At 68.0% G+C, this 22,475-nt stretch carries 17 protein-coding genes, 1 tRNA gene and 1 riboswitch; of the genes, 9 read left to right on the forward strand and 9 right to left on the reverse strand.

The features are described from left to right. Window positions 1-43 precede the first annotated feature (43 nt). Complete coding sequence (locus tag RSD66_RS15145; RefSeq protein WP_415288512.1) at window positions 44-2,314, reverse strand: TonB-dependent receptor domain-containing protein; 2,271 nt, start codon at window positions 2,312-2,314, stop codon at window positions 44-46. Window positions 2,315-2,525: 211 nt separating this feature from the next. On the opposite strand from RSD66_RS15145, the gene RSD66_RS15150 reads away from it, so the two are divergent. After that, entirely contained in the window at window positions 2,526-5,381 is a 2,856-nt protein-coding gene (locus RSD66_RS15150; RefSeq protein ID WP_415288513.1) for a M16 family metallopeptidase, read from the forward strand. Between the two features lie 57 nt (window positions 5,382-5,438). Beyond that, complete coding sequence (locus tag RSD66_RS15155; protein WP_415288514.1) at window positions 5,439-6,473, forward strand: tetratricopeptide repeat protein; 1,035 nt, start codon at window positions 5,439-5,441, stop codon at window positions 6,471-6,473. A 7-nt stretch (window positions 6,474-6,480) separates the two neighbouring features. On the opposite strand, the gene RSD66_RS15160 is transcribed toward RSD66_RS15155, so the two are convergent. From RSD66_RS15160 to rlmN, 3 genes are all read right to left on the reverse strand, one after another. Further along, a complete protein-coding gene (locus tag RSD66_RS15160; protein ID WP_024354959.1) occupies window positions 6,481-7,305 on the reverse strand; it encodes a S1 family peptidase in 825 nt (274 codons plus the stop codon). A gap of 10 nt (window positions 7,306-7,315) precedes the next feature. After that, window positions 7,316-7,759 carry a DUF350 domain-containing protein gene (locus tag RSD66_RS15165; RefSeq protein ID WP_119413732.1) on the reverse strand — a complete coding sequence of 148 codons (444 nt, stop codon included), beginning with the start codon at window positions 7,757-7,759 and terminating at the stop codon, window positions 7,316-7,318. Between the two features lie 128 nt (window positions 7,760-7,887). Continuing rightward, complete coding sequence (rlmN, locus tag RSD66_RS15170; protein WP_346525163.1) at window positions 7,888-9,051, reverse strand: 23S rRNA (adenine(2503)-C(2))-methyltransferase RlmN; 1,164 nt, start codon at window positions 9,049-9,051, stop codon at window positions 7,888-7,890. A gap of 114 nt (window positions 9,052-9,165) precedes the next feature. Next, a riboswitch (yybP-ykoY riboswitch) is annotated at window positions 9,166-9,342 on the forward strand. Between the two features lie 15 nt (window positions 9,343-9,357). On the opposite strand from rlmN, the gene RSD66_RS15175 reads away from it, so the two are divergent. Both RSD66_RS15175 and RSD66_RS15180 read left to right on the forward strand, forming a co-directional pair. Then, complete coding sequence (locus RSD66_RS15175) at window positions 9,358-9,948, forward strand: manganese efflux pump MntP family protein (RefSeq protein ID WP_415288515.1); 591 nt, start codon at window positions 9,358-9,360, stop codon at window positions 9,946-9,948. A 92-nt stretch (window positions 9,949-10,040) separates the two neighbouring features. Beyond that, window positions 10,041-10,268, forward strand: coding sequence for a hypothetical protein (locus tag RSD66_RS15180; protein ID WP_415288516.1), 228 nt, complete (start codon window positions 10,041-10,043; stop codon window positions 10,266-10,268). Window positions 10,269-10,343: 75 nt separating this feature from the next. Here the strand turns inward: RSD66_RS15180 and RSD66_RS15185 are convergent. Further along, window positions 10,344-10,420, reverse strand: a tRNA-Met gene (locus tag RSD66_RS15185). Window positions 10,421-10,614: 194 nt separating this feature from the next. Here RSD66_RS15185 and RSD66_RS15190 point away from each other — a divergent pair. From RSD66_RS15190 to RSD66_RS15200, 3 genes are all read left to right on the forward strand, one after another. Then, the gene (locus tag RSD66_RS15190) at window positions 10,615-11,844 is read left to right on the forward strand and encodes a PQQ-dependent sugar dehydrogenase (RefSeq protein WP_415288517.1); all 1,230 of its coding nucleotides are present in this window, start codon (window positions 10,615-10,617) and stop codon (window positions 11,842-11,844) included. A gap of 238 nt (window positions 11,845-12,082) precedes the next feature. Further along, the gene (locus RSD66_RS15195) at window positions 12,083-13,288 is read left to right on the forward strand and encodes an acetyl-CoA C-acetyltransferase (protein ID WP_003168446.1); all 1,206 of its coding nucleotides are present in this window, start codon (window positions 12,083-12,085) and stop codon (window positions 13,286-13,288) included. A gap of 17 nt (window positions 13,289-13,305) precedes the next feature. Then, on the forward strand, window positions 13,306-15,498 hold the full coding sequence (locus RSD66_RS15200) for a 3-hydroxyacyl-CoA dehydrogenase NAD-binding domain-containing protein (RefSeq protein WP_415289607.1): 2,193 nt from the start codon (window positions 13,306-13,308) through the stop codon (window positions 15,496-15,498). 227 nt (window positions 15,499-15,725) lie between these two features. On the opposite strand, the gene RSD66_RS15205 is transcribed toward RSD66_RS15200, so the two are convergent. The 3 genes from RSD66_RS15205 to RSD66_RS15215 form a co-directional block, all read right to left on the reverse strand. Further along, window positions 15,726-16,544, reverse strand: coding sequence for a TIGR02186 family protein (locus RSD66_RS15205; RefSeq protein ID WP_024354967.1), 819 nt, complete (start codon window positions 16,542-16,544; stop codon window positions 15,726-15,728). After that, window positions 16,544-17,467, reverse strand: coding sequence for a sulfite exporter TauE/SafE family protein (locus RSD66_RS15210; protein WP_346525170.1), 924 nt, complete (start codon window positions 17,465-17,467; stop codon window positions 16,544-16,546). The genes RSD66_RS15205 and RSD66_RS15210 overlap by 1 nt, the downstream gene beginning before the upstream one ends. Before the next feature lie 119 nt (window positions 17,468-17,586). Further along, window positions 17,587-20,403: a hypothetical protein gene (locus RSD66_RS15215; protein ID WP_415288518.1), complete on the reverse strand. Its 2,817-nt coding sequence runs from the start codon at window positions 20,401-20,403 to the stop codon at window positions 17,587-17,589. Between the two features lie 244 nt (window positions 20,404-20,647). On the opposite strand from RSD66_RS15215, the gene RSD66_RS15220 reads away from it, so the two are divergent. Together RSD66_RS15220 and RSD66_RS15225 are read left to right on the forward strand one after the other, a co-directional pair. Continuing rightward, window positions 20,648-20,866: a hypothetical protein gene (locus tag RSD66_RS15220; RefSeq protein WP_024354970.1), complete on the forward strand. Its 219-nt coding sequence runs from the start codon at window positions 20,648-20,650 to the stop codon at window positions 20,864-20,866. A 61-nt stretch (window positions 20,867-20,927) separates the two neighbouring features. Further along, the gene (locus RSD66_RS15225; RefSeq protein ID WP_415288519.1) at window positions 20,928-21,434 is read left to right on the forward strand and encodes a pyridoxamine 5'-phosphate oxidase family protein; all 507 of its coding nucleotides are present in this window, start codon (window positions 20,928-20,930) and stop codon (window positions 21,432-21,434) included. A 44-nt stretch (window positions 21,435-21,478) separates the two neighbouring features. Here the strand turns inward: RSD66_RS15225 and argF are convergent, their stop codons facing one another. Then, window positions 21,479-22,396, reverse strand: coding sequence for an ornithine carbamoyltransferase (gene argF, locus RSD66_RS15230; RefSeq protein ID WP_415288520.1), 918 nt, complete (start codon window positions 22,394-22,396; stop codon window positions 21,479-21,481). Window positions 22,397-22,475: the final 79 nt, after the last annotated feature.

Genomic DNA, 22,475 nt, shown 5'->3' on the forward strand with positions numbered 1-22,475 from the left:
GCCACAGGGGCGACGGGCGTCGGGCGCAGCCTGACGACAGGGCTCAGCCGCCCGTCGGTCCGGTGGAGAAGTCGAACTGTTCGGGCTGACGGCGCGGCCCGCCGAAGGACCAGCTCAGCCCCAGATAGAAGGCTCGCAGGTTCAGGTCCTGACTGGAACGGTCGCGGAACAGGGGCGTGTCGTAGACGGTGTCGCCGCCGAAGGAGTTGAGGATGTCGCGGGCGGTGAACTGCAGCGACAGGGTGTCGTTCAGCTTGCGCCGATAGCCGAAGTTCACCATGCCGCCGCCCTCGCGCTTGCCTTGCGCCAGCAGTTGATCGCCCTGCCAGAAGCCCATCAGCTGGACGAAGTCCTTGGGCGTGGCCTGCCAGTTCAGGCTGAGGCGACCGCTCACCATCTCGCCCTCGCGGTCGCGCCCGCCGGGGATGCCCGCCGCGTCGATCTCCTGACGGAAGGCGTTGACGCTGGCGTTGTAGCGCAGGGTCGGGTGCAGGCGGCCGCTGGCGGTCAGCTCGATCCCCAGATCGCGGCGGGCGCCCAGATTCTCGGGCCGGGTCAAAAGCACGCCGCCGCCCACGTCGGTCGCTACGTCGGTAAAGGCCTTGGTCGTGTCGCGGTAGTAGGCCGTGGCCTGATAGAAGCTCTGGCCGCGCCGCATCTGCCACATGGCCTCGAAGCTGTCGGTCTCCTGCGGCTCCAGGTCCGGGTTACCCGAGCGCAGGTTCAGCGGATCGCCATAGATGACGAAAGGATTCAGCTGCGACGGCTGGGGCCGCTGGATGCGCCGCGAATAGCTGCCGCGCAGGGTCTGGGTCTCGGTCAGCTGATACTGCAGGTGGAAGGTCGGATAGGCGCGGAAATAATCCTGAGACGCGCGCACGGCGTTGGTCACGTCCTCGACCTCGATGTCGGCCTGTTCCAGCCGCAACCCGAATTGGCCGGACAGCTTCTCGCCGAACGGGCGTTCATAGGTGGCGTAAAGGGCATGAACCGTCTGCTCCGCCTCGAAGCGGTTGCTCTGCGACGGCACGAGCGCCAGGGCGTTCTCGGCCGGTCCGCGCCGGACCTCATTGTCCTGATCCGGGCGGGTGAGGTTCAGCTCATAGCCCGCGCGCAGCTTGGCGCCCTCGCCCATCGGCCGGGTGTAGGCGCTGGTGAAGCCGATGGTCTCCTGCGCGGTCAGGCCGTGTTGGGCCTCATATACCGTCGGCTCCGTCGGTATGCGGAAGACGTTGGCGGCCAGGGAGTCGTTCTCCTGATCGTTGCGATCATAGCGCAGCTCGTTCGACCATTCGTGCCCGGACGTATCGAACTGGTGCAGCACCCGGCCGGTGACGCCCCAGCCCTTCATGGCGAAGCCGCCCGAGCCATCGCGGGTATAGGCGCGCGTCAGGGCGCCCGAGGCGTCGCGCGTCTCGAACACGCCGCGCACATCACTGTCGATGTCGAAGCGATTGGCGCGCGCCTCGCCGGTCAGCATGGTTTTTTCAGTCAGCCGGTATTCAGCGGCGACGCGGCCGAAGAAGCCGTCCTGAGTCGATTCAATGTCCTGAATCGTCGTCGTGGCGCCGGTGGTCGCACCGGTGGCATCCAGCTGTTCGCGCAGACGCCCGAAGCTCAGGCTCTGCTCGTCGTGGCGATAGCTGAGATCGCCGGTCAGGGTCAGCTTGCCCTGCTGGCGCGAGCCGCTGGCGCCGACATTCCAGCGTCCATGATCGCCCACATTGGCGCGCAGCGATCCGGTCGTGACAGCCGCGCCCGGCGTCCCGGCGGCCGCAGCAGCGGCGACCGCCGCCGGAACCGGCTTCGTGATCAGATTGATGACCCCGCCCGAGCCCTCTGGGCTGTAAGCGGCGGACGGATTGGTCATCACCTCGATACGGGCGTAGCGATCAGCCGGCAGTTGCAGCACCGCATCGGCGCGGTTCGGTCCCGACAGTATGGCCGACGGGCGGCCATCCACCAGCAGGGTGACATTGCCGTCGCCGCGCAGGGAGACGTTGCCCTGAGGATCGACATCGACCGAGGGGACATTGCGCAGGGCCTCGGCCAGCGTCCCGGTCGCCGCCTGAAGATCGTCGGCCAGACTATAGCTGATGGAGTCGATCGAGGTCCGCACATCATTGGCGCGGGCGCTGACGACGACATCGCCCACGGCGGCGGGCTGATCGTCCTTATCCGCCTTCTGCGGCGGAGTCTGAACGGGACGGTTCTGGGACGGCTGCGTTCCAGGCGAAGGCGTCTGCGCCAGAACCCCGGCTGCGGGCAGGGCCAGAACCACCCCCAGAAGGGGCGCGAACTTATATTTTGTCATGATGGGCGTCCTCGCACGGACGTCCCTCAACGTCCTGTTTCGCCGATATCAGCGTCCCGACGCATAACCGAGTTACATCTTTTTCATCCCCGAGGCGGGTCTGTGGCCAAGCCTGATTTCATTACAGCTCCGTAAGGTGCGCGGCGGCGCTTCGTCCTGTTAGGTTTTCAGCGCCCGTTTCTTCGACTGCGGGTGTTGGAAAGCCGCCCTCATGAAGAATCGTCTGATCCTGACCGCCTGCGCCTCGGCGCTGCTGCTCGGCCTGCCCGCCGCCGCCGCCGCCTGGGCCAAGGCGCCGCCTGCGAGCGCAACCGCGATCCAGGGCGGCGTCCAGGTGCCGCCGCTGGGCTTCCACAAGCGGGTGCTGGCCAACGGAATGGAGGTCTATACAGCGCGCGACGCCTCGACCTCGAACGTCACGGTGCAGGTCTGGTATCGCGTGGGATCAAAGGACGATCCGGCGGGCCGCTCGGGCTTCGCCCACCTGTTCGAGCACCTGCTGTTCAAGGCGACGAAGAACATGCCGTCCGAGACGTTCGACCGTCTGACCGAGGACGTCGGCGGCATGAACAACGCCTTCACCGCCGACGACGTGACCGCCTATTACGAGGTTGTTCCGGCCAACCACCTGCAGCGCATCCTGTTCGCCGAGGCGGACCGCATGGGGTCTCTGGTCGTCGACCAGAAGACCTTTGAATCCGAGCGCGACGTGGTGAAGGAGGAATACCGCCAACGGATTCTGGCCAGCCCCTACGGTCGCCTGTTCGGCCTGTTCGCGCCCGAGACCATCTATCAGGACCATCCCTATCGCCGTCCGGGCATCGGTTCGATCGAGGAGCTGGACGCCTCGACGCTGGACGACGTGCTGCGCTTCCACGCCACCTATTACCGGCCGGACAACGCCATGCTGATCGTGGCGGGCAATTTCGATCAGGCGCAGTTGGACGGCTGGGTCGACGAGTATTTCGCCCCGCTGAAGCGGCCGTCGACGCCCATGCCCGCCAATGACGTGAAGGAGCCCGAGCCCGCCGGCCCGCGCACCGCCACCTTCTATGCGCCGAACGTGCCCCTGCCCGCCGTGGCCCTGGCCTGGAACACCGTGGCCTATAAGGACGCCGACCGCGCGGCCCTGACGGTGCTGGACGGCATCCTGTCGACCGGCGAGAGCAGCCGCCTGTACCGTTCGCTGGTCTACGACAAGCAGATCGCCGCCTCGGCGGGCTCCAACCCTGACTTCGCCCAGCAGGCGGGCAATCTGGCCGCCTACGCCATCATGGCCGACGGCCAGACGGTCGAGACCGGCAAGGCCGCGCTTGAGGTCGAGATCGCGCGCCTGCGCGACGAGCCCGTCACCGCCGCCGAACTGGCCGAAGCCAAGAACGAACTGGTCGCCGACGCCCTGCGCGGCCGTGAAAGCATCGACGACCGCGCGACGACCCTGGGCATGGCGCTGATCATGACCGGGGATGCGACCGCCGCCGACCGCGAGATCGCCGAGATCCAGGCCGTCACCGCCGCTGACGTGCAGCGTGTGGCCCGCCGCTATCTGACGCCGCAGCGCCAGATCACCATCAACTACCTGCCCGCCGACGACGCCAACGCGCCCAGCGAGCAGAAGAAGAACGTCGACGCCCCGGTCACAGTGGCGTCTCTGGCGCCAGCCGGTCCGGTCGCCGTCCTGCTGCCCGAAGCCGAACGCGCCCGCCTGCCTCAGCCGGGACCTGAGGTGTCGCCCGCCACGCCCGCCATCGCCGACTTCCGTCTGGACAACGGCCTGCGCGTCCTGGTCGCCCCGACCAAGGGCCTGCCGCTGGTTTCGGCGCGCCTGAACTTCAACGCCGGCTCGGCCCACGATCCGGCAGACAAGCCGGGCGTCGCCTCCATGACCGCCAGCCTGCTGACTCAAGGGACAACGACCCAGTCGGCGCCGGAAATCGCCACCGCCATCGAACAGCTGGGCGCCAACATCGGCGCGGGCGCGGGCGCCGATTTCACCAATGTCTACGCCAATGCGCCCAAGGACGTGTTCGGCCGGACCCTGACCCTGATGGCCGATCTGGTGCGCAATCCGGCCTTCGCCCAGGAAGAGCTGGAGCGGCAGCAGTCCCAGACCCTGGACGGCCTGCGCGTGGCGCTCAGCCAGCCGGGGGCCATCGCCGGCCAGTCGGTCGGCCGCGTGATGTACGGCGCGGCGCCCTATGGCGCACCCGGCTCAGGCACGGTGAACAGCATCCCCGGCCTGACGCGCGACGACATGGCGGCCTTCCACGCCGAGCGGTTCCAGCCCTCGCAGGCGACCCTCGTCTTCTCGGGCGACGTGACCCCGGCCGAGGCGCGCGCCCTGGCGGATCAGGCCTTCGGCGACTGGCGCGACGCCGGTCCCGCCCCGGCCGCCATCGACAAGGCCGGTCAGGCGCTGGCGCCGCGCGTCGTCGTCATCGACCAGCCGGGCGCAGGTCAGGCCGCCGTGGTCGCCGCCATTCGCGGGATCAGCCGCACCGACGCCGACTACTTCCCGCTCACCCTCGGCAACACCCTGCTGGGCGGCGGCTTCTCCTCGCGCCTGAACCAGGAGATCCGCATCAAGCGCGGCCTGTCCTACGGCGCCCGCTCCTCGGTCGGCGCCCAACAGCAGACCGGCGTCTTCTCCGCCTCGACCCAGACCAAGAATGAGACGGCGACCGAGGTAGCCGACCTGATCCTTGAAGAGATCGGCAAGCTGGGGACCACGGCGGCGACCGAGGCCGAGCTGGCGCCCCGCCGCGCCACCCTGATCGGCGGCTTCGGACGCTCGCTGGAAACGGTGGACGGTCTGGGCGGCCTGGTCGCCAGCCTGGCTCTCTACGACCTGCCGATGAGCGACCTGGCCGACTACGCCGGGCGGGTTCGCGCCGTCACCGCCGAACAGGTTGAAAACGCCTTCGCTCGGCATCTGCCGACCGACCGAGCCAGCCTCGTCATCGTCGGCGACGCGTCCAAATTCATCGACGGCCTGCGAGCGAAATACCCCAACGTCGAGGTCATCCCCCTGACCGAACTCAACCTGGACAGCGCGACGCTGAAGTAGGGGCGGCTTGCCACGGGCTCCGATTTCCGGCCAAGCTGGAAATCGGAGAACCGCATTATGCTGAAGACCGGATACGCCGCCCTGCTGGCGGTCGGAACGATCTGGCTGGCCGGGTCGCCCGTACAGGCGCTCTCGCCCGCGCAGAACTCTCTGGACGACGCCTTGGCGCTGCTCCAGACCGATCCCTCTGCAGCCATCGCCGCACTGGAGCCTCTGGTCGCCGCTGGCGATCCCGAGGCGGCTGCTTCCCTGGCTTCCGCGCTGGAACTCACAGGAGGCGACCCCGAACGGTCAGAACGCCTCTGGGCGCAGGCTCTGCGGGACGGATCGCAGAACGCCCGCCTGAACATCGGCATGCGGCGATTGATAAACGATGACCCTGCCGACGATGCGGAAGCCATAGCCTGGCTCAATGGTCTGGATGCGAAGTATCAGCCGGCCGCCGCCTATCCCCTGGGCCGGGCCTATCTCTTCGGCGCGGGCGTCCAACAGGATCTGAAAAAGGGAACCCGGCTGATACAGACAGCCGTCAGGACGGACCCCGGCAATGTCGACGCCCAGTTCCTGTTAGGACGCGCCTATCAGAACGGCTGGGGCGTGCCGGTCGACGTCGACGCCGCCCGCACCCACCTGACCCTTGCTGCGGACAGCGGCGATCCGCGCGCCCAATGGAACCTCGGCATGCTGCTGCTGGACGGCGGGGCGCCCTCCGAGCTTGCGACAGCGTACCGCTACGTTCGTCAGGCTGCGGAACAGAATTTCGAAAGCGGCATGATCTCATTGGCGGTCATGCTGGCCGTGGGACAGGGCGTGACGCCCGATCTCGCCGAGGCTCGCCTCTGGTATGCGCGGGCGGCGCAGAACGGCTCGGCCCACGCCCTGCGTGCTCTGGGCATGATGATCCTCGTCGGCGAGGGCGGCGCCAGCGACCCGGTCCAGGGCGCAGCCTATGTCGAGTTGGCCGCGGAAGGCGGCGACGCCAACGCCGCGATCCTTCTGAGGCAGTTCGCCAAGCCCCTGTCTCAACTTCCCCGCGCCGACATCGACGCCGCCAAGGCGAAATGGGTCAAGGATCACGGCGCGCCGCGCTAGGCTCCATTCACGTCGTCAGACACACCACCTGGGCGACGCGCAGGTCGCGGCGCAGGCGGTCAGACACGGCGCCGTAGTTCTGGGTCGTCACCGCTTGACCCAGAGCCGCTTCGTCGGCGCGCTGCTGGGCGCCGACCGCAGGCACGAAGGTGTCGGGCGCCGTGGTGTAGATGCGGCCGCGCCGGGGCGACTCGGCGATGGTCACGCCCAGCACCCGCCCGCGACGATCCAGCACCGGCGCGCCCGACAGGCCCGACAGCGTGCCCTTCAGTCCCCGCGTGCGACCGGCCTCGGCCCAGGCCAGGACCGGCTCGTCATAGGAGCGGTGGCCGCGGATTTTCAGCGTTTCGCGACCGATCAGGCGCGAGGCGACCTCGCCCGGCTGACCCTGCGGGAAGCCGGGGTGGAAGGCGCGCTGGCCCTTGTACAACGGCGCCTCGGCCGCGATCGGCAATGCGGGCGGTCCGCCGTCGGTCAGCAACAGGGCCACATCCGCCCGCGCCGCCAGCCTCACGTCAGCCGCCAGAGCCCGAGTCTTGTCGATCACCAAAGCGGGCTTGCGGCACCCTTCAACCACATGGCGGGCGGTGATCCAGCGACCATCCCCGGCGATGGAGAAGGCCGTGCCGGACACCGGCTCATGCTCGTCGGACGTGTCGACGGTGACGGAAGGATCGAAAGGCGTGATTGGTCCCAGCAGAGGACCGGACGCCTCATCTGCGTGTTGATCATGAGGGGCGTCGGCGCGCTCGCCCCGGTTCAGAGAGGCGATCAGGATCACCGCGATGACGGCTGCGTAGATCGTCCAGTCGGGAAGGTGGGGAAAGCGCAAAGCCGCCCCCTCAGCCCGTCAGGGCGGCCGCCAGGATCAGGGCGGTCGACAGCTTGGCCCCGGCCAGGACCACGGCGGCGGAGACTTCGCCCTTCTCTATCCGTTGCGGCAAGCCGTGCAGCAGGAAATCGACGACGCGGAAGGCCAGCAGTTGCAGCACCACCGTCGCCACACCCCATATGGCGATGTCGCGGATCGAGTTCGACACCGAAAGGGACACCGCCAGCGGGACCGCCAGCCCGACCAGCACCCCGGCGAAGGCCACGGCGGCGGCCGGGTTGCCCTGGCGGATCAGGGCGATCTCGCGCCACGGCGTCAGCAGGGCGTAGACCGCCGCCCCTGCCGCCAGAAGGCCGAAAGTCACGGCCAGATGCAGCATCAGGATCGGAAAGCCCGTCGCAAAGGCCTGGAGTTCAGGCGTCGACAGCACGCCCGGCAACGACGAGGTCTCCATCACGACGAACCCTAGCCTCCCGATCTGAAGAGGAACGAAACCAAAACATCCTTGCCCGAAAGCTTGACCCTTCCGCTAGGGCGCCCGCGCCACAGTCCGCGGACAAAGCGTCCGGGCGGGCGATGACCTCAAGCCGCGTCGACCGCGTCGCGTTCGGCCTTCAGACGCGCCGAGGCCCGCAGCTTCTCGCTCTCGGACTTCAGCTGGCCGCAGGCGGCCAGGATGTCGCGGCCGCGCGGCGTGCGGATGGGCGAAGCGTAACCCGCCTTGTTCAGGATGGCGGCGAAGGTCTCGATCGTCTTCCAGTCCGAGCACTGATAATCCGTGCCCGGCCATGGGTTGAACGGGATCAGATTGACCTTGGACGGGATGCCCTCGATCAGCTTGATCAGGGCGCGCGCCTCGGCTGGGCTGTCATTGACGCCCTTCAGCATGACGTATTCGAACGTCACCCGGCGCGCGTTGGACAGGCCGGGATAGGCGCGGATGGCGGCCATCAGCTGGTCCAGCGGATACTTTTTGTTCAGCGGCACCAGCTGGTCGCGCAAGGGGTCGTTGGTGGCGTGCAGACTGATCGCCAGCATGGCCGCCGTGCGCTCGCCCAAGGCGTTCAGTTGCGGCACCACGCCCGAGGTCGACACGGTGATCCGCCGCCGGGACAGGGCGATGCCCTCATTGTCGGAGATGATGTCGATGGCGTTGGCGACGTGATCCAGATTGTAGAGCGGCTCGCCCATGCCCATGAAGACGATGTTGGACAGGCGACGGTCTTCCTTGGGCGAGGGCCACTCATCCAGATCGTCTCGCGCCACCTGGACCTGGGCCACGATCTCGGCCGTCGTCAGGTTACGGACCAGCTTCTGCGTGCCGGTGTGGCAGAAGGTGCAGTTCAGGGTGCAGCCGACCTGGGACGAGACGCACAGGGCGCCGGCCCGGCCCACGTCGGGAATGTAGACGGTCTCGATCTCAATGCCCGGCGCCGTGCGGATCAGCCATTTGCGCGTGCCGTCCTTGGACACCTGGCGCTCGACGATCTCGGGGCGGGCCAGGGTGAAGGCCTCAGCCAGCGCCCCGCGGGTGTCCTTGCCGATATCGCTCATCAGGGCGAAGTCGGTGACGCCGTAGTGGTGAATCCAGCGCCACACCTGTGAGGCGCGCATCCGTGCCTTCTCCGGCGGACAGATTCCGGCGTCGATCAGGGCCTGGCGCAGTTCGTCACGCGTCAGACCGCTGAGGTTGACGGGCGTCTTGGCTGAAGCGCTGGCGCGCGAAAGATCGAGCGTGATGCTCAAGGGCGGATGTCCTGCGGCGAAGAGTTGAGGCGGCGGCGTCTATCACAGATGGGGCGTCTTGTCGCCTTTGGCCATTCGGGGCCATGTGCGGGTTGATAGACGGCGAACGAGGCGCTAGAGGGGCGGCCGTTGGGGAGTAGCTTCCGACATATCCCAGTCGGGATCGCGTCAACATACTTGCCTTAAGGGGCATGGCGCGATCAGCGGATTTTGTTTCCGCCTAGCGAGACCAGCATGCTGCACCCGTGGGGCCGGCCCGCGCGTGGAGCGTGCTGTCATACGCCCGGCCGAGTTCCCGTCTCCATCATGATGTCCCCGTTCGCCATTGCCGTGCTGTCGCTCAGCATGTCCGCCGACGCCTTCGCCGCCGCCATCGGTCGCGGCGCCCAGCATCGCCCCACCCTGCCCCAGGCCCTGCGGTCCGGCCTGGTGTTCGGCGTAGTCGAAGCGATCACCCCCCTGATCGGCTTCGCCCTGGGCGTGGCCGCCGCAGGTTTCGTCGAGGCGGTCGACCACTGGATCGCCTTCGGCCTGCTGGGCGCGGTCGGCGCCCGGATGATCTGGGAGGCGCTGAAGCGCGACGATGACACGGCCGAGGCGACCGCTCCCGTCGGCAAGGCGGCGTCGCGCGGCCTGCTGGCCCTGATCGCGACCGCCGTGGGCACCTCGATCGACGCGGGCGCCGTAGGCGTGGGCCTTGCCCTGCTGGAAGCCAATATCTGGCTGATCGCCTTCTGCATCGGCTTCACCACATTCGTCATGGCGAGCATCGGCCTGTTGATCGGCAAGGCGGCGGGAACGCGGCTGGGCAAGGTCGCCGAACTGCTCGGCGGCCTGGCCCTGATCGCCCTGGGCAGCAAGATTCTGTTGGAACATCTCGGCGTTCTGGCTGGTTAAATCAGCCAGGAACCGGCTTTGCGCTTGCCGCCCGCAGACATTAGCGGAACCATCGGCCCTGACGCCCCAAGGCCGCACCAAAGGAGACGCCCATGCGCCCGCCCCTTCTGCTCATCGCCGCCATCGCGGCGCCTCTGGCTCTGGCCGGATGCGCGACCGGCCGTGGCCTGCCGACCTATCAGGAAGAAATGAACAAGCTCGACGCCGAATGCGTGGCGCGCGGCGGCGTCCTGACCCCCAGCGGCATGCAGACCGGCCGCCCTCAGACCGACTATCTGTGCAAGATCACCGGCGGCGCATCGAGGCTTCCAAATAACTGAACCCCGGCCTCGAAGCCCGCGCGCTGGGCGCGCCAGACCAGCCGCAAGCCAATACCCTGAAGATGAAGAAGTCCGTGGTGGTTGGAGGCGGGATCGAACCGCCGACCTGTGGGTTATGAATCCACCGCTCTAACCATCTGAGCTACCCAACCCCATGCGGAGCATCTCGCCGGATCGAAACGACCCTGAGCGCGAGAGGGGTGCGTATATCGCCGCCTTTCGTCCGGTTCAAGCCGCTTCGACATGGATTTCGTGCGGGACCATCGGTCGCGGCGTCTTTCGGCTCGCGTAATGCGTTGCGAGCCTGCATCTTCGCCGTCCAAAGCCACGCTGTTCAGGAGCCGCCATGCGCCCCGCCCTCTTCGCCGTTTCCGCCGCCGCCCTGCTTCTCGCCGCCTGCGGCGCCAATGGACAGAGCGAGGCGCAACCCGCCGCCACCGGCGCTCCGGTCGAGACGCGCCCGCCCAACAACCCGGATCAGAAGCCCGCGCACGAAGGCCAGACCCGCGCGCCGTCGGTTAGCACCGCCATCGCCATGCAACACGCCGTCGTCGCAGAGGGGCTGGAGCATCCCTGGGGCCTGGCCCTGCTGCCGGACGGCCAGTGGCTGGTGACCGAACGGCCCGGCCGCATGCGCGTCGTCAGCGTTGAAGGCCAGATCGGGTCTCCGATCAGCGGCCTGCCCGCCGTGGCGGCGCGCGGACAGGGCGGCCTGCTGGACGTGATCCTGAGCCCGACCTTCGCTCAGGATCGCACGATCTACTGGTCCTACGCCCAGCCGCGGAACGGCGGCAATGGCACGGCCGTAGCGCGCGGCCGCCTGTCGGACGACCTGAGCCGGGTCGAGAACGTGCAGGTCGTCTTCCAGGTCAAGGACACCTACGACGGCGACAAGCATTTCGGCTCCTCCCTGGTCTTCGGCCCGGACGGCAAGCTGTACATCACCATCGGCGAGCGTTCGGACAAGCCGATGCGGCCGACCGCCCAGAGCCTGGCCTCGCACCACGGCAAGGTCATCCGCATCAAGGCCGACGGCTCGGTCCCGTCCGACAACCCCTTCGTCGGCCGCGAAGGCGCCCTGCCGGAAATCTGGTCCTACGGCCACCGCAACCCGCAGGGCATCGCCGTCCAGCCGGGAACTGGCGCGGTCTGGAGCATCGAGCACGGCACGCGCGGCGGCGACGAACTGAACCTGGAGAAGGCGGGCGCCAATTTCGGCTGGCCCGGCGCGGCCTACGGCATCGAATACAACGGCGACGCCATCCCCGGCGCCACGACGACGCAGGAAGGCACCGTCCAGCCCATCTACTACTGGGACCCGGTGATCGCGCCGGGCGGCATGGTCTTCTACGACGGCGCCATGCTCCCGGACTGGAAGGGCAACGTCCTGATAGGCGGTCTGGGCAGTAAACATCTGGTCCGGCTGGTGCTGCGCGACGGGCGGGTGGTCGGCGAGGAGCGCCTGCTGACCGGTCTGGGCGAACGCATCCGCGACGTTGCGGTCGGGCCCGACGGCGCCGTCTGGGTCGTGACGGACGAGGAGAACGGCAAGCTGGTGCGGCTGGCGCGCCGATGAGGCTGAAATGACAGGGCGGGCCGCATGAAGCGGCCCGCCCTTTTCACATCTGGCGACCTCACGCGCCTTGTTACTTGACGTTGACGTAAACGTCGGCTTTCTAGCGACCTGAGTTTCAATTCCAGACGCGATGATCGGACCCGTCCGCCCACCGCCTCCCAACCAAGACCCAACCGTCCCTCAAGCAGTTCGCTGCCGCGCAGCGAACGGTAGGGACATCAAAGAAGAGAGACGCTCCATGGCCGACGCCTATATCTACGACGCCGTGCGCACCCCGCGCGGCAAGGGCAAGAAGGACGGCAGCCTGCACGAGATCACGGCCCTGAGCCTGGCGGCGCAGGTCCTTGAAGCGCTGCGCGACCGCAACGGGCTGGACACCTCCAAGGTCGACGACGTCATGCTGGGCGTGGTGTCTCCGGTCGGCGAACAGGGCGCGGACATCGCCCGCACCGCCGTCCTGACGGCGGGCTGGAGCCAGGAAACGGCGGGCTATCAGTTGAACCGCTTCTGCGCCTCGGGTCTGGAGGCCGTGAACGTGGCCGCCGCCAAGGTGAAGTCGGGCGAGGCGAACATGGCCGTCGGCGGCGGCGTCGAGGCCATGAGCCGGGTGCCGATGGGTTCCGACGGCGGCGCCTGGCCGACCGACCCGTCCTCGGCCTTCCCGACCTATTTCGTGCCGCAGGGCGTCTCGGCCGACATGATCGCCACCAAATACGGCTTCAGCCGCGATGACGTGGACGCCTATTCCGTCGAAAGCCACAAGCGCGCCGCCAAGTCGTGGGCCGAAGGCCGCTTCGGCAAGTCGGTGATCGCGGTTAAAAACCAGCTCGGCCTCGTCCAGCTGGATCGTGACGAAACCGTTCGTCCGAACACGGACATGCAGACGCTGGCGGGCCTGAACCCCTCGTTCGCCATGATGGGCGGCATGGGCTTCGACGCCGTGATCGGCCAGCGCTACCCCGAAGTCGCCAGCGTCAACCACGTCCACACCCCCGGCAACTCGTCGGGCATCGTCGACGGCGCCGCGGGCGTGCTGATCGGCACCAAGGAAATGGGCGAGGCCCTGGGCCTGAAGCCGCGCGCGAAGATCCTAGGCGGCGCCTCGATCGGCTCTGAGCCGTCGATCATGCTGACCGGCCCCGAGCCCGTCACCCGCAAACTGCTGGGCAAGCTGGGCATGCAGCCGGGCGACATCGACCTGTATGAACTGAACGAGGCCTTTGCGGCCGTAGTGCTGCGGTACATGCAGGCGCTCGACATCCCGCACGACAAGATCAACGTCTGCGGCGGCGCCATCGCCATGGGCCACCCGCTGGGCGCCACCGGCGCCATGATCCTGGGCACGGTGCTGGACGAGCTGGAGCGCTCGAACAAGTCCACCGCCCTGGCCACCCTCTGCATCGGCGCCGGCATGGGCACCGCCACCGTCATCGAACGCGTCTGATCCGGGAGCATATGACCATGGAAAACTTCAAGATCGACATCGACGCTGACGGCATCGCCACAGTCGCCTTCGACGTGCCGGGCCGTTCGATGAACACCCTGACCAGCGCCGTCATCGCCGAGATCCCGGCTCTGGTGGAGAAGATCAAGACGGACGACGCCATCAAGGGCGTGGTCATCACCTCGGGCAAGCCGACCGGCTTCTGCGCCGGTGCGGATCTGGGCGACATGGCCTCGGGCATGCTGGCCGGCGGCGGCGACCTGCAGAAGGCGTTCGACACCGGCTGGGCGCTGAACGGCGCATTCCGCCAGCTCGAGACCTCGGGCAAGCCGGTGGCGGCGGCCATCAACGGCCTGGCGCTGGGCGGCGGGCTGGAGTTCACCCTGGCCTGCCACTATCGCGTCGTCGAGAACGACCCGAAGATCCAGTTGGGTCTGCCCGAGATCAAGGTCGGCCTCTTCCCCGGCGGCGGGGGCACCCAACGTCTGACGCGCCTGATCGGGGTGCAGAACGCCCTGATGCAGATGGCCGAGGGCAAGTCCTGGCGCCCGAACGACGCCAAGGGCGCCGGCGTCGTCCATGATGTCGTCGAAAAGGGCCAGTCGGTCGCGGCCGCCAAGGCCTGGATCAAGAACGGCGGCAAAGCTGTTCAGCCGTGGGACGATCCCAAGTTCAAGATTCCCGGCGGCGGACCGCACCATCCGGCGGGGATGCAGGTCTTCGTCATGGGCAACGCCATCCTGCGCAAGCAGTCCTACGGCAACTACCCGGCCGTGCTGAACATGATGAAGGCCGTCTATGAAGGCGTTCAGGTGCCGATCGAGGCGGGCCTGCGCATCGAGACGCGCTACTTTATCAAGACCCTGATGACGCCGCAGGCTCAGGCCATGATCCGCAGCCTGTTCCTGTCCAAGCAGGAACTGGACAAGGGCGCCGTGCGCCCGGCGGGCGTGCCCAAGTCCGACCCCAAGAAAGTCAGCGTCCTGGGCGCGGGCATGATGGGCGCCGGCATCGCCTATGTTCAGGTCATGGCGGGCATCGAGACCGTGCTGATCGACCAGACGCAGGAAGCCGCCGACAAGGGCAAGGCCCACGTCGAGGAGCTGCTGAAGAAGCGGCTGTCTCGCGGTCAGATGACGCAGGAGAAGTATGACACGACCCTGGCCCTGGTCACGGCGACGACGGACTATGACCTGATCAAGGGCTCGGACCTGGTCATCGAGGCCGTCTTCGAGAACCGCGAGATCAAGGCCGACGTCACCAAGCGCGCCGAGGCCCAACTGGCTGAGGGCGCCGTGTTCGGCTCCAACACCTCGACCCTGCCCATCTCGGGTCTGGCCGAGGCCAGCGCGCGACCGGAAGACTTCATCGGCATCCACTTCTTCTCGCCCGTCGACAAGATGATGCTGGTCGAGATCATCATGGGCGAAAAGACCGGCGACGCGGCCCTGGCCAAGGCGCTGGACTATGTCCTTAAGATCAGGAAGACGCCGATCGTCGTCAACGACAGCCGCGGCTTCTACACCTCGCGCTGCTTCTCCACCTTCCTGATGGAAGGCATGGCCATGCTGGAAGAGGGCTATTCGCCCGTGCTGATCGACAACGTCGGCCGCATGACCGGCATGCCGCGCGGCCCGCTGGAGATGCACGACGACGTGGCGCTCGACCTGTCGTACAAGATCGCCAAGCAGACCCGCGAGGATCTGGGCGACAAGTATGTCCCGACCGAGGGCGAGCAGATCGTCGCCACCATGGTCGAACAGGGCCGTTATGGCCGCAAGAACGGCAAGGGCTTCTACGACTACGACCAGAAGCCCAAGGTCATCTGGCCGGGCCTGGCCGAACTGGCCCCGACCACCAAGGGCGACGCCTTCGGCGAAAGCCCCGAGGCCCTGGCCGCCATCGACGAACTGAAGACCCGCCTGCTGTATCGTCAGGCGGTCGAGGTGGCCCGTTGCTGGGAAGAGGGCGTCATCGACGACCCGCGCGAAGGCGACCTGGGCGCCATCCTGGGCTGGGGCTTCGCGCCCTGGACCGGCGGCCCCATCACCTTCATCGACCAGACGGGCCTGAAGGCCTTCGTGGCCAAGGCCGACGAACTGGCCGCCAAATACGGCGACCGCTTCAAGGTTCCGCAGCTCCTGCGTGACATGGCCGCCAAGGACGAAACCTTCTACGGCCGCTTCGCGCCGGAGAAGAAGGCGGCCTGAGGCAGGATCTCAAACTAACGGAAAGGGCGGCCTCCGCGGGCCGCCCTTTTTGTTGGCGCTACGCTCACAACGCGGTCGCTCGCCCCTACTTCCCGCTCATCCCGGCGGACGCCGGGACCCAGTGAGAGCCACGTGCTCAGCCTTTAAAGAAGTCCAAGATTTCCACGCCCTACGCATGAAGCCAAAGAACTGGATCCCGGCGTCCGCCGGGACGAGCGGAAAAGGGGTCATCTGCTCCGGAAAACTCGCGACGCCGCATAACCCGTCATCGCCGCCAGGATCACGCACAGCACGCCATAGCTCCACGGGCGGCGGTGGGCGAACTCATAGATGTCGCGCTCCAGTCCCACCTTCTCGACCGTCAGGGTCAGGTTGGACACCGACACCGGCGCCCCTTCCTGAAACAGCCAGACCTCGGCGTAATACTTCCCCGTCGGAGCCACGGCGGGCAGTTTGACCTCGGCGCGGAACAGGCCCCGGTCGACGAACTCCACCCCCTTGGGGTCGGTGTCGTAAAGGGCCGCCGCCTCCTTCAGCCGGATGACGGCGCGGCGCCAGTCCAGATAGTCTTCGCCCAGACGGCTGACGACCACGTCGCGCACGCCATAGCGGGTGACGGTGCGGGCCTCTTCCGGCGCGTCGATGCGCAGGTGGTCGACGCCCACGCCCAAGCGGCGCAGCTGGCCGAAATCGGCGATGTCGCTCAGCGGCCGCGTCGAGGCGGTCATGTAGAAGCCGGGCGCCCCCTCGAACAACACCGGGCGGCTGTTCAGCCATACGCCCATGTTGCGCGCCTTCTTGACCAAACGCACCGGCGCGTCGGGCCCGCGCACCACCACCACCACGTCGGCGGGCGTGTCGGTCGGGTTGAACACGGCGCCGTAGAGGACGATGGACGCCCCCCGGAAACCAGAATCCACATCCACCCGTGCGTCGGTCAGGGCGGCGGCGACCCGCACCTCCTCGGTCGTAGCGGCCGAGCGTTCGATGATGATCTCGGGCGCCGCAATCTGGGGCGGCGGTTCTGGCGGCAGAACCTGAAACATCAGTCCGCCACCCCCGGCGCCAGCAGGAACAGATCGCTGGGCCGCACGAACAGTTCCAGCCCCATCTGGATGCCGACCAGCAGAACGATCAGACCCAGGGCCGCACGCATCTCTTCGGCGCGGAACCGGCCCGACAGGCGCGCGCCGTACTGAGCTCCGACGACGCCGCCCAGCAGCAGGATGGTCGACAGGACGATGTCCACCGTCTGGTTGCGTCCGGCCTGCAGCACGGTGGTGATGGCGGTCGTGATGATGATCTGGAACAGGCTGGTGCCGACCACCACGCTGGCCCTCATCCGCAGGACATAGAGCATGGCCGGCACCAGGATGAAGCCGCCGCCCACCCCCATGATGGCCGACAGAATCCCGGCGAACACGCCCAGTCCGAACGGCGGAATGGCGCTGATATAGAGGCCCGAGCGCGGGAAGCGCATCCTGAACGGCAGGCCGTACAGCCACATGGGGCGGCGGCGCTCCTTGCGCGGCGGGGTCTCGCCCCGGACGCGATGCAGGATCTGCGTCAGGCTCTCGTACAGCATCATGCCGCCGATGGAGCCGAGGAACAGCAGGTAGGACAGCGACACCACCAGGTCGGCCTGACCCAGCAGACGCAGGTAGCGGAACAGTTCGACCCCGGCGAGCGCGCCCAGCGCCCCGCCTACCGCCATGATGCCGCCGATGCGGTAATCGACCGCCTTCATGCCGGAATAGCGGATGACGCCCGAGGTCGAGGAGGCGACGACGTGGCTGGCCTGGCTGGCCACCGCCACCGTCGGCGGAATCCCCAGAAACACCAGCACCGGCGCCATCAGGAAACCGCCGCCGATGCCGAACAGGCCGGACACGAATCCAACCAGCGCCCCCAGCATGACCAGGAGCGGCCAGTTCACCGAGACTTCGGCGATCGGCAGGTAAATATCCACGGCACGCGCCTTCGGCTGGAAGGACAGGCAATCGGCGCCGGAAAGGCGACTAGGCCTCTGGTCTTAGCGGCCCCTGCGGCGAACCGCCACCCCCGGCCGCGCCTGTTTGCGCGCGGCCTCTACGCCAGCGGCGGCGCGGTGAAGGCGTCGGCGGCCTCGCGGGCCTTGCGGCGTTCGACAGCCGACAGGGCGGGCGTCAGGCGCTGCACCGAGGCCAAGGCCTGCTGATCGCCGCGACGGGCCGCGATCATGTACCATTTGAAGGCTTCGGTGCGATTGGCGGCGACGCCCTGATCGCCCTGCTCCAGCATCTTGGCGACGTTGTACTGGCTGTCGACGCGTCCGGCCTCGGCGGCCTTCTTCAGCCAGGTCAGGGCGTCCGGCCCGCTCTTGGCGCCGCCCACCCCGTCATAAAGCTGCATGGCGTAATGGTGCATGGCCTTGGCGTCGCCGCCCTCGGCCGCACGACGGGCCCAGGCGCGCGCCTCGGCGTCATCGACCGCCAGCCCGGCCTGACCTTCCTGATAGAGCATGGCCAGACGCAGTTGCGCCGGCGCATAGCCCAGATTGGCCGCACGCGTCAGCGGTTCGACGCCCGCCTCGTCGCCGTTGTTCAGCATCAGACTGGCGCGAGCGAACAAAGAGGCCCCCTCCGTCGCAGCCGCCTCGGGCGACGGCACGGCCTCGGTCGGCACGGCGTCCAGCGCCACAGCGGCGATAGGCGCATCCAGCCCGGCTTCCGCATCCGCTGTACCCGCCGCAACGCCGGGCACGCTCACGCCGGGGAAGCGCAGGCCCGCGCCCTCGGCCACCTGCAGGCTGGCGTAGCCGCCGCCGACCACCAGGGCCGCCACGGCCGAGGCGCCCATGGCCTTGCGCATGGTCGAGCCCTGACGGCCCGCCTGCTTGTCCAGACGCTCCTGCAGTTTGGACTTGCCGCCGCGCTTCTTGAGACCGAAGCCGGAGCGGGCGCCGTCATCGGCGGCCTCAGGCGCCATCGCGGCGCGCGCCGCGTCCAGCACGTCGCGCGTCGTCGTCGGCTCCTCAGCGACCGTCGCACGCGGCGCGGGATCGACGAACTCCAGTTCCGCCGCAAAACCGTCGTCATCGTCCAGCGTCAACGGACGGTCACCCGCCGTCGCGGCGCCCGTTTCGGGACGGGCGAAGACATCGGCCGCCGGGTCTTCGAACGCCGCCAGAATGTCGCTGATGTCAGCGCCGCCAAAGGCGTCCGGCGCATGGAGCGAAGATGAGTCCGATGCGGTCTCGGCGGGCGCTCGGCCGAACGGCGCCGCGCTCTGTCCCGGCTCCAGGAAGTCGGCTTCGAACGGGTCGGCGAAGACGCCGTCGTCCGGGTGGCGTTCAGTCTGGGTCGGGAAGGGTTCGGCCTGAACGGCGCCCGCCAGCGGGTCCTGCGACCAGGGCTCGACCGGGTCGGAGAAAGCGGCCGCGCGCCAGTCGCCGCTGGGGCTCTCAGCGGGGGTCCAGGGCGCGGGTTCAGGGCTATCCAGCGGAACGTCGCGGCGTTCGATGCGGCCGGCGCGCTGCTCGATGCTGTCGCGCGCCTCGGCCAGCAGGCGCGCCGTGCGCTCCTCGCTCTGACGCATCCGTTCAGCCAGGTCGCCCGAGGCGCGCTCGTGGCGCTGATGCATCTTGTCGGTGCTTTCGGCCAGACGGCGGCCGATGTCGTCCAGCGCCTGGGCCGAGCGACGTTCCGACTGGGCGATGCGTTCGCCGAGCCTGTCGGAAATACGGGCGATCTCTCCGCCCAGACGTTCCAGCGCCAGAGCATGCTGATCATCAGCCTGGGTCAGGCGCTGATCAACCGCCTGGGCGTGGCGTGCCAGATCGCGCTCCAGCTTCTGCTCCAGCGCGGCGACGCGCTTATCGGACGCCCCTGCGCCTCCCGCCTCAACCTTTTCGACCCGACCGTTGAGGTTGCGGGCGATGCGCATGATCTCGCGGCCCATGCCCTCGACGGCGACGACCGAGCGCTGCTCGGCGGCGCGGGCCTGATCGCCGATGGCGGCCAGTGCGCGCTCGATCCGTTCGACGCGTCCTTCGGTCTCGGCCGCATCCAGACGGCGCATCATCTCGGCGCGGCTGGATTCGACCTGTCGGCTCAGGCTCTCGGCCAGCTTTTCAAAGCGCGATCCTTCGCGCGCATGATCCGGCTCGATGCGGCGCTCGGCGTCGCGCATCCGCAGGTCCAGCGCGGCGAACGACCGCTCCAGCCCCTTCAGGGCTTCGGAGGTCTGCGACTGGGCGTCGTCCAGACGCGCGCCGACCTGCGACAGCAGCGAGGTTCCAGCGCCCGGCCCTGCCGCCTTCTCGACGGCCTCGATGCGGTCGCGCAGTTCGCTGACGCCCGCTCGCTGGCGCTCGTCCATTTCATACAGGCGGGTGGAGACGGCGGTCAGGGCCGCGTCCAGCCTGTCCAGCCCCTCGCGCGCCTCGGTTCCGGCGTCCTGCTCCAGACGGCGCAGACGACGATGACCTTCGCGCAGTTCCTCGGCGATGTCGTCGATGCGGCGCGCCTTGACCGCCTCGGCCTCGTCCTGCGTCTCCAGCCGACGCACCAGACCGGCCACGGCCTGATCAATGCCCTGAATGGCCAGGGTCGAGCGACGTTCGGCCGCCTCCAGACGCTCGGCGATCACTTCCAGCGAAGCGCCCATCCTGCCCATGTTTTCATGGCGGCCTTCATCGCCATAGACGTCGTCCAGACGGCGCGAGCGGCTGCGGCGGTCATAGGGGTCAGGAATGGGCGACCGGCGCGGCAGGGTGGCGACGCCGTCGTCCTCGTCCGGCTCGTCCATGATCATGGAGTTCAGCCACTCGCCCAGGGTCATGCCCGAGCGACGCGCCAGATCCTTGGCGATCTCGCGCGCCTTGGGGTCGATGCCCTTCACGCTCCACGGCGCCGCTGCGGTCACTGATTCGCCTCCCGACCCATGGCGCGAACGGTATCCTTCCAGATAAAGCGTGTAAACGTGTCGTTAACCGCAAGATGTGGCGCCTCGTCACGAAACGCCGACGGCAGCCGACACGGCGCTGATGCGCCTGACATGGTTAATGCCGCGTTTAGATTAACCGCGCATCAAGAAATACGGCCAAGCTGCAGATCGTGGACAGCGGGACGCTTGCATCCCGCCCTCGGGCGCCCCAACTGCCGCGGTCATGGACGCCACGCTCACCCTGATCCTGCTGATCGCCTCCGTGGCGGTCGTCGTCTTCGCCGGATGGCGCGGAGCGCGACCGACAGACATCACGCGCGGCCCGCGCATGATGCCGTGGCGTTTCATCATGCTGCTGGCGGCTGCGCTGGTCTTCTTCCTGCTGATTCATCTGATGGCGGAGCTCAGCGGGCGCCCCCTGCCCGCCGCGCCGCCTTTCTAGCGGAACGCTACGACGCCTGGCTGGTTGTCTTGTCTCCCCCGCCGACAGACAGGAGACGAGCGTGACCGACAGGGAACTGACGCCCCACGAAGCCGAAGAGGCCTTCTGGAAAAGCCTGAAGTCCAGCAATACGGGCATGCTGGGGCTGGACCGTCCCGGCTATCACAGCCAGCCGATGACCGCCTTTCGCGAAGCCGAAACCGGGACCATCTGGTTCTTCACCCGCGACGACACGGACCTGGCGCGCGACGCGTCCGCGCCGGGACAGACGGCCATGTTCAGCTATGGCGCGAAAGACCAGAAGGTCTGGGCCTGCATTCACGGCGCCCTCTCGGTGCACGGCCACGACCGCGAGGTCATCGAGCGCCATTGGAACCCGGTGCTGGCGGCCTGGTATCCCGAGGGCAAGGATGATCCGCGCCTGACGCTTCTGCGCTTCGACGCGGACGACGGCCGTATCTGGGTCAGCGATGGCGGCCTGATGAAGTTCGCCTTCGAGATCGCCAAGGCCAACCTGACCAAGACCCTGCCCGACGCCGGCGACGTGGCCGACGTCAACCTGAGCTAGGCGCGTGGCCCGCCCTCAAGCAGCGCGAAGCGCGTTAGGGCTTCCTAAAAAGCTCCGAAGCACCAGGCCAGGACCGCCTTCTGGGCGTGGAGGCGGTTCTCGGCCTCGTCCCAGATCAGCGACTGCGGGCCGTCGATGACGGCGTCCGTCACCTCTTCGCCCCGGTGGGCGGGCAGGCAGTGCAGGAAGACGGCGTCGTCGGCAGCCTCGGCCATCAGGGCTTCGTCGACGCTATAGGGCTCAAAGGCCGCCAGCCGGGCCTCATAGTCCTGATCCCCCATCGACACCCAGGTGTCGGTGACGATGACGTCGGCGCCCTTGACCGCCTCGCGCGGGTCGCTGGTCAGGTGGACGTGGGCGCCGCCCTTTTCCAGATCGCGCAGGTCGGGGTGGTATTCCGCCGGGCAGGCGACGTGCAGGTGGAAGCCGAACTTGGGCGCGGCGTGCATGAAGCTGTGGCAGACGTTGTTGCCATCGCCGATCCAGGCGATCGTCTTGCCCTCGATCGGGCCGCGATGCTCCTCGATGGTCATCAGGTCGGCCAGGATCTGGCACGGGTGGCTGCGGTCGGTCAGGCCGTTGACGACCGGCACGGTCGAGACGCGGGCGAAGCGCTCGACATCTTCATGGTCGTTGGCGCGGATCATAACGGCGTCGACCATGCGCGACAGGACGCGGGCGGTGTCCTCGACCGGCTCGCCCCGACCCAGTTGCATGTCCGAGGCGGTGGCGATGATGGACGCGCCGCCCAGTTGGCGGATGGCGGCGTCAAAGCTGAAGCGGGTCCGCGTCGAGTTCTTCTCGAAGATCATGGCCAGCACGCGATCCTTGCCCGGCGCGTCGGCGTCGGCGCGGCCCTGAGGCCAGCCCTTGCGCGCGCGCTTGCGGGCGTGGGCGTCGTCCAGAATGGCGCGCAGATCAGCCGCGTCCAGGCGGTGGATGTCGAGGAAGTGACGAACCATGACCAAGCCTTCTCCCTCCCCGTCATGGGGAGGGTGGTCCCGCAGGGACCGGGTGGGGGCGGCCCTGCGGAAATCTGGA

The organism is Brevundimonas sp. S1H14, from assembly GCF_047716865.1.
In the GTDB taxonomy this organism is placed as follows: Bacteria; Pseudomonadota; Alphaproteobacteria; order Caulobacterales; family Caulobacteraceae; genus Brevundimonas; species Brevundimonas naejangsanensis.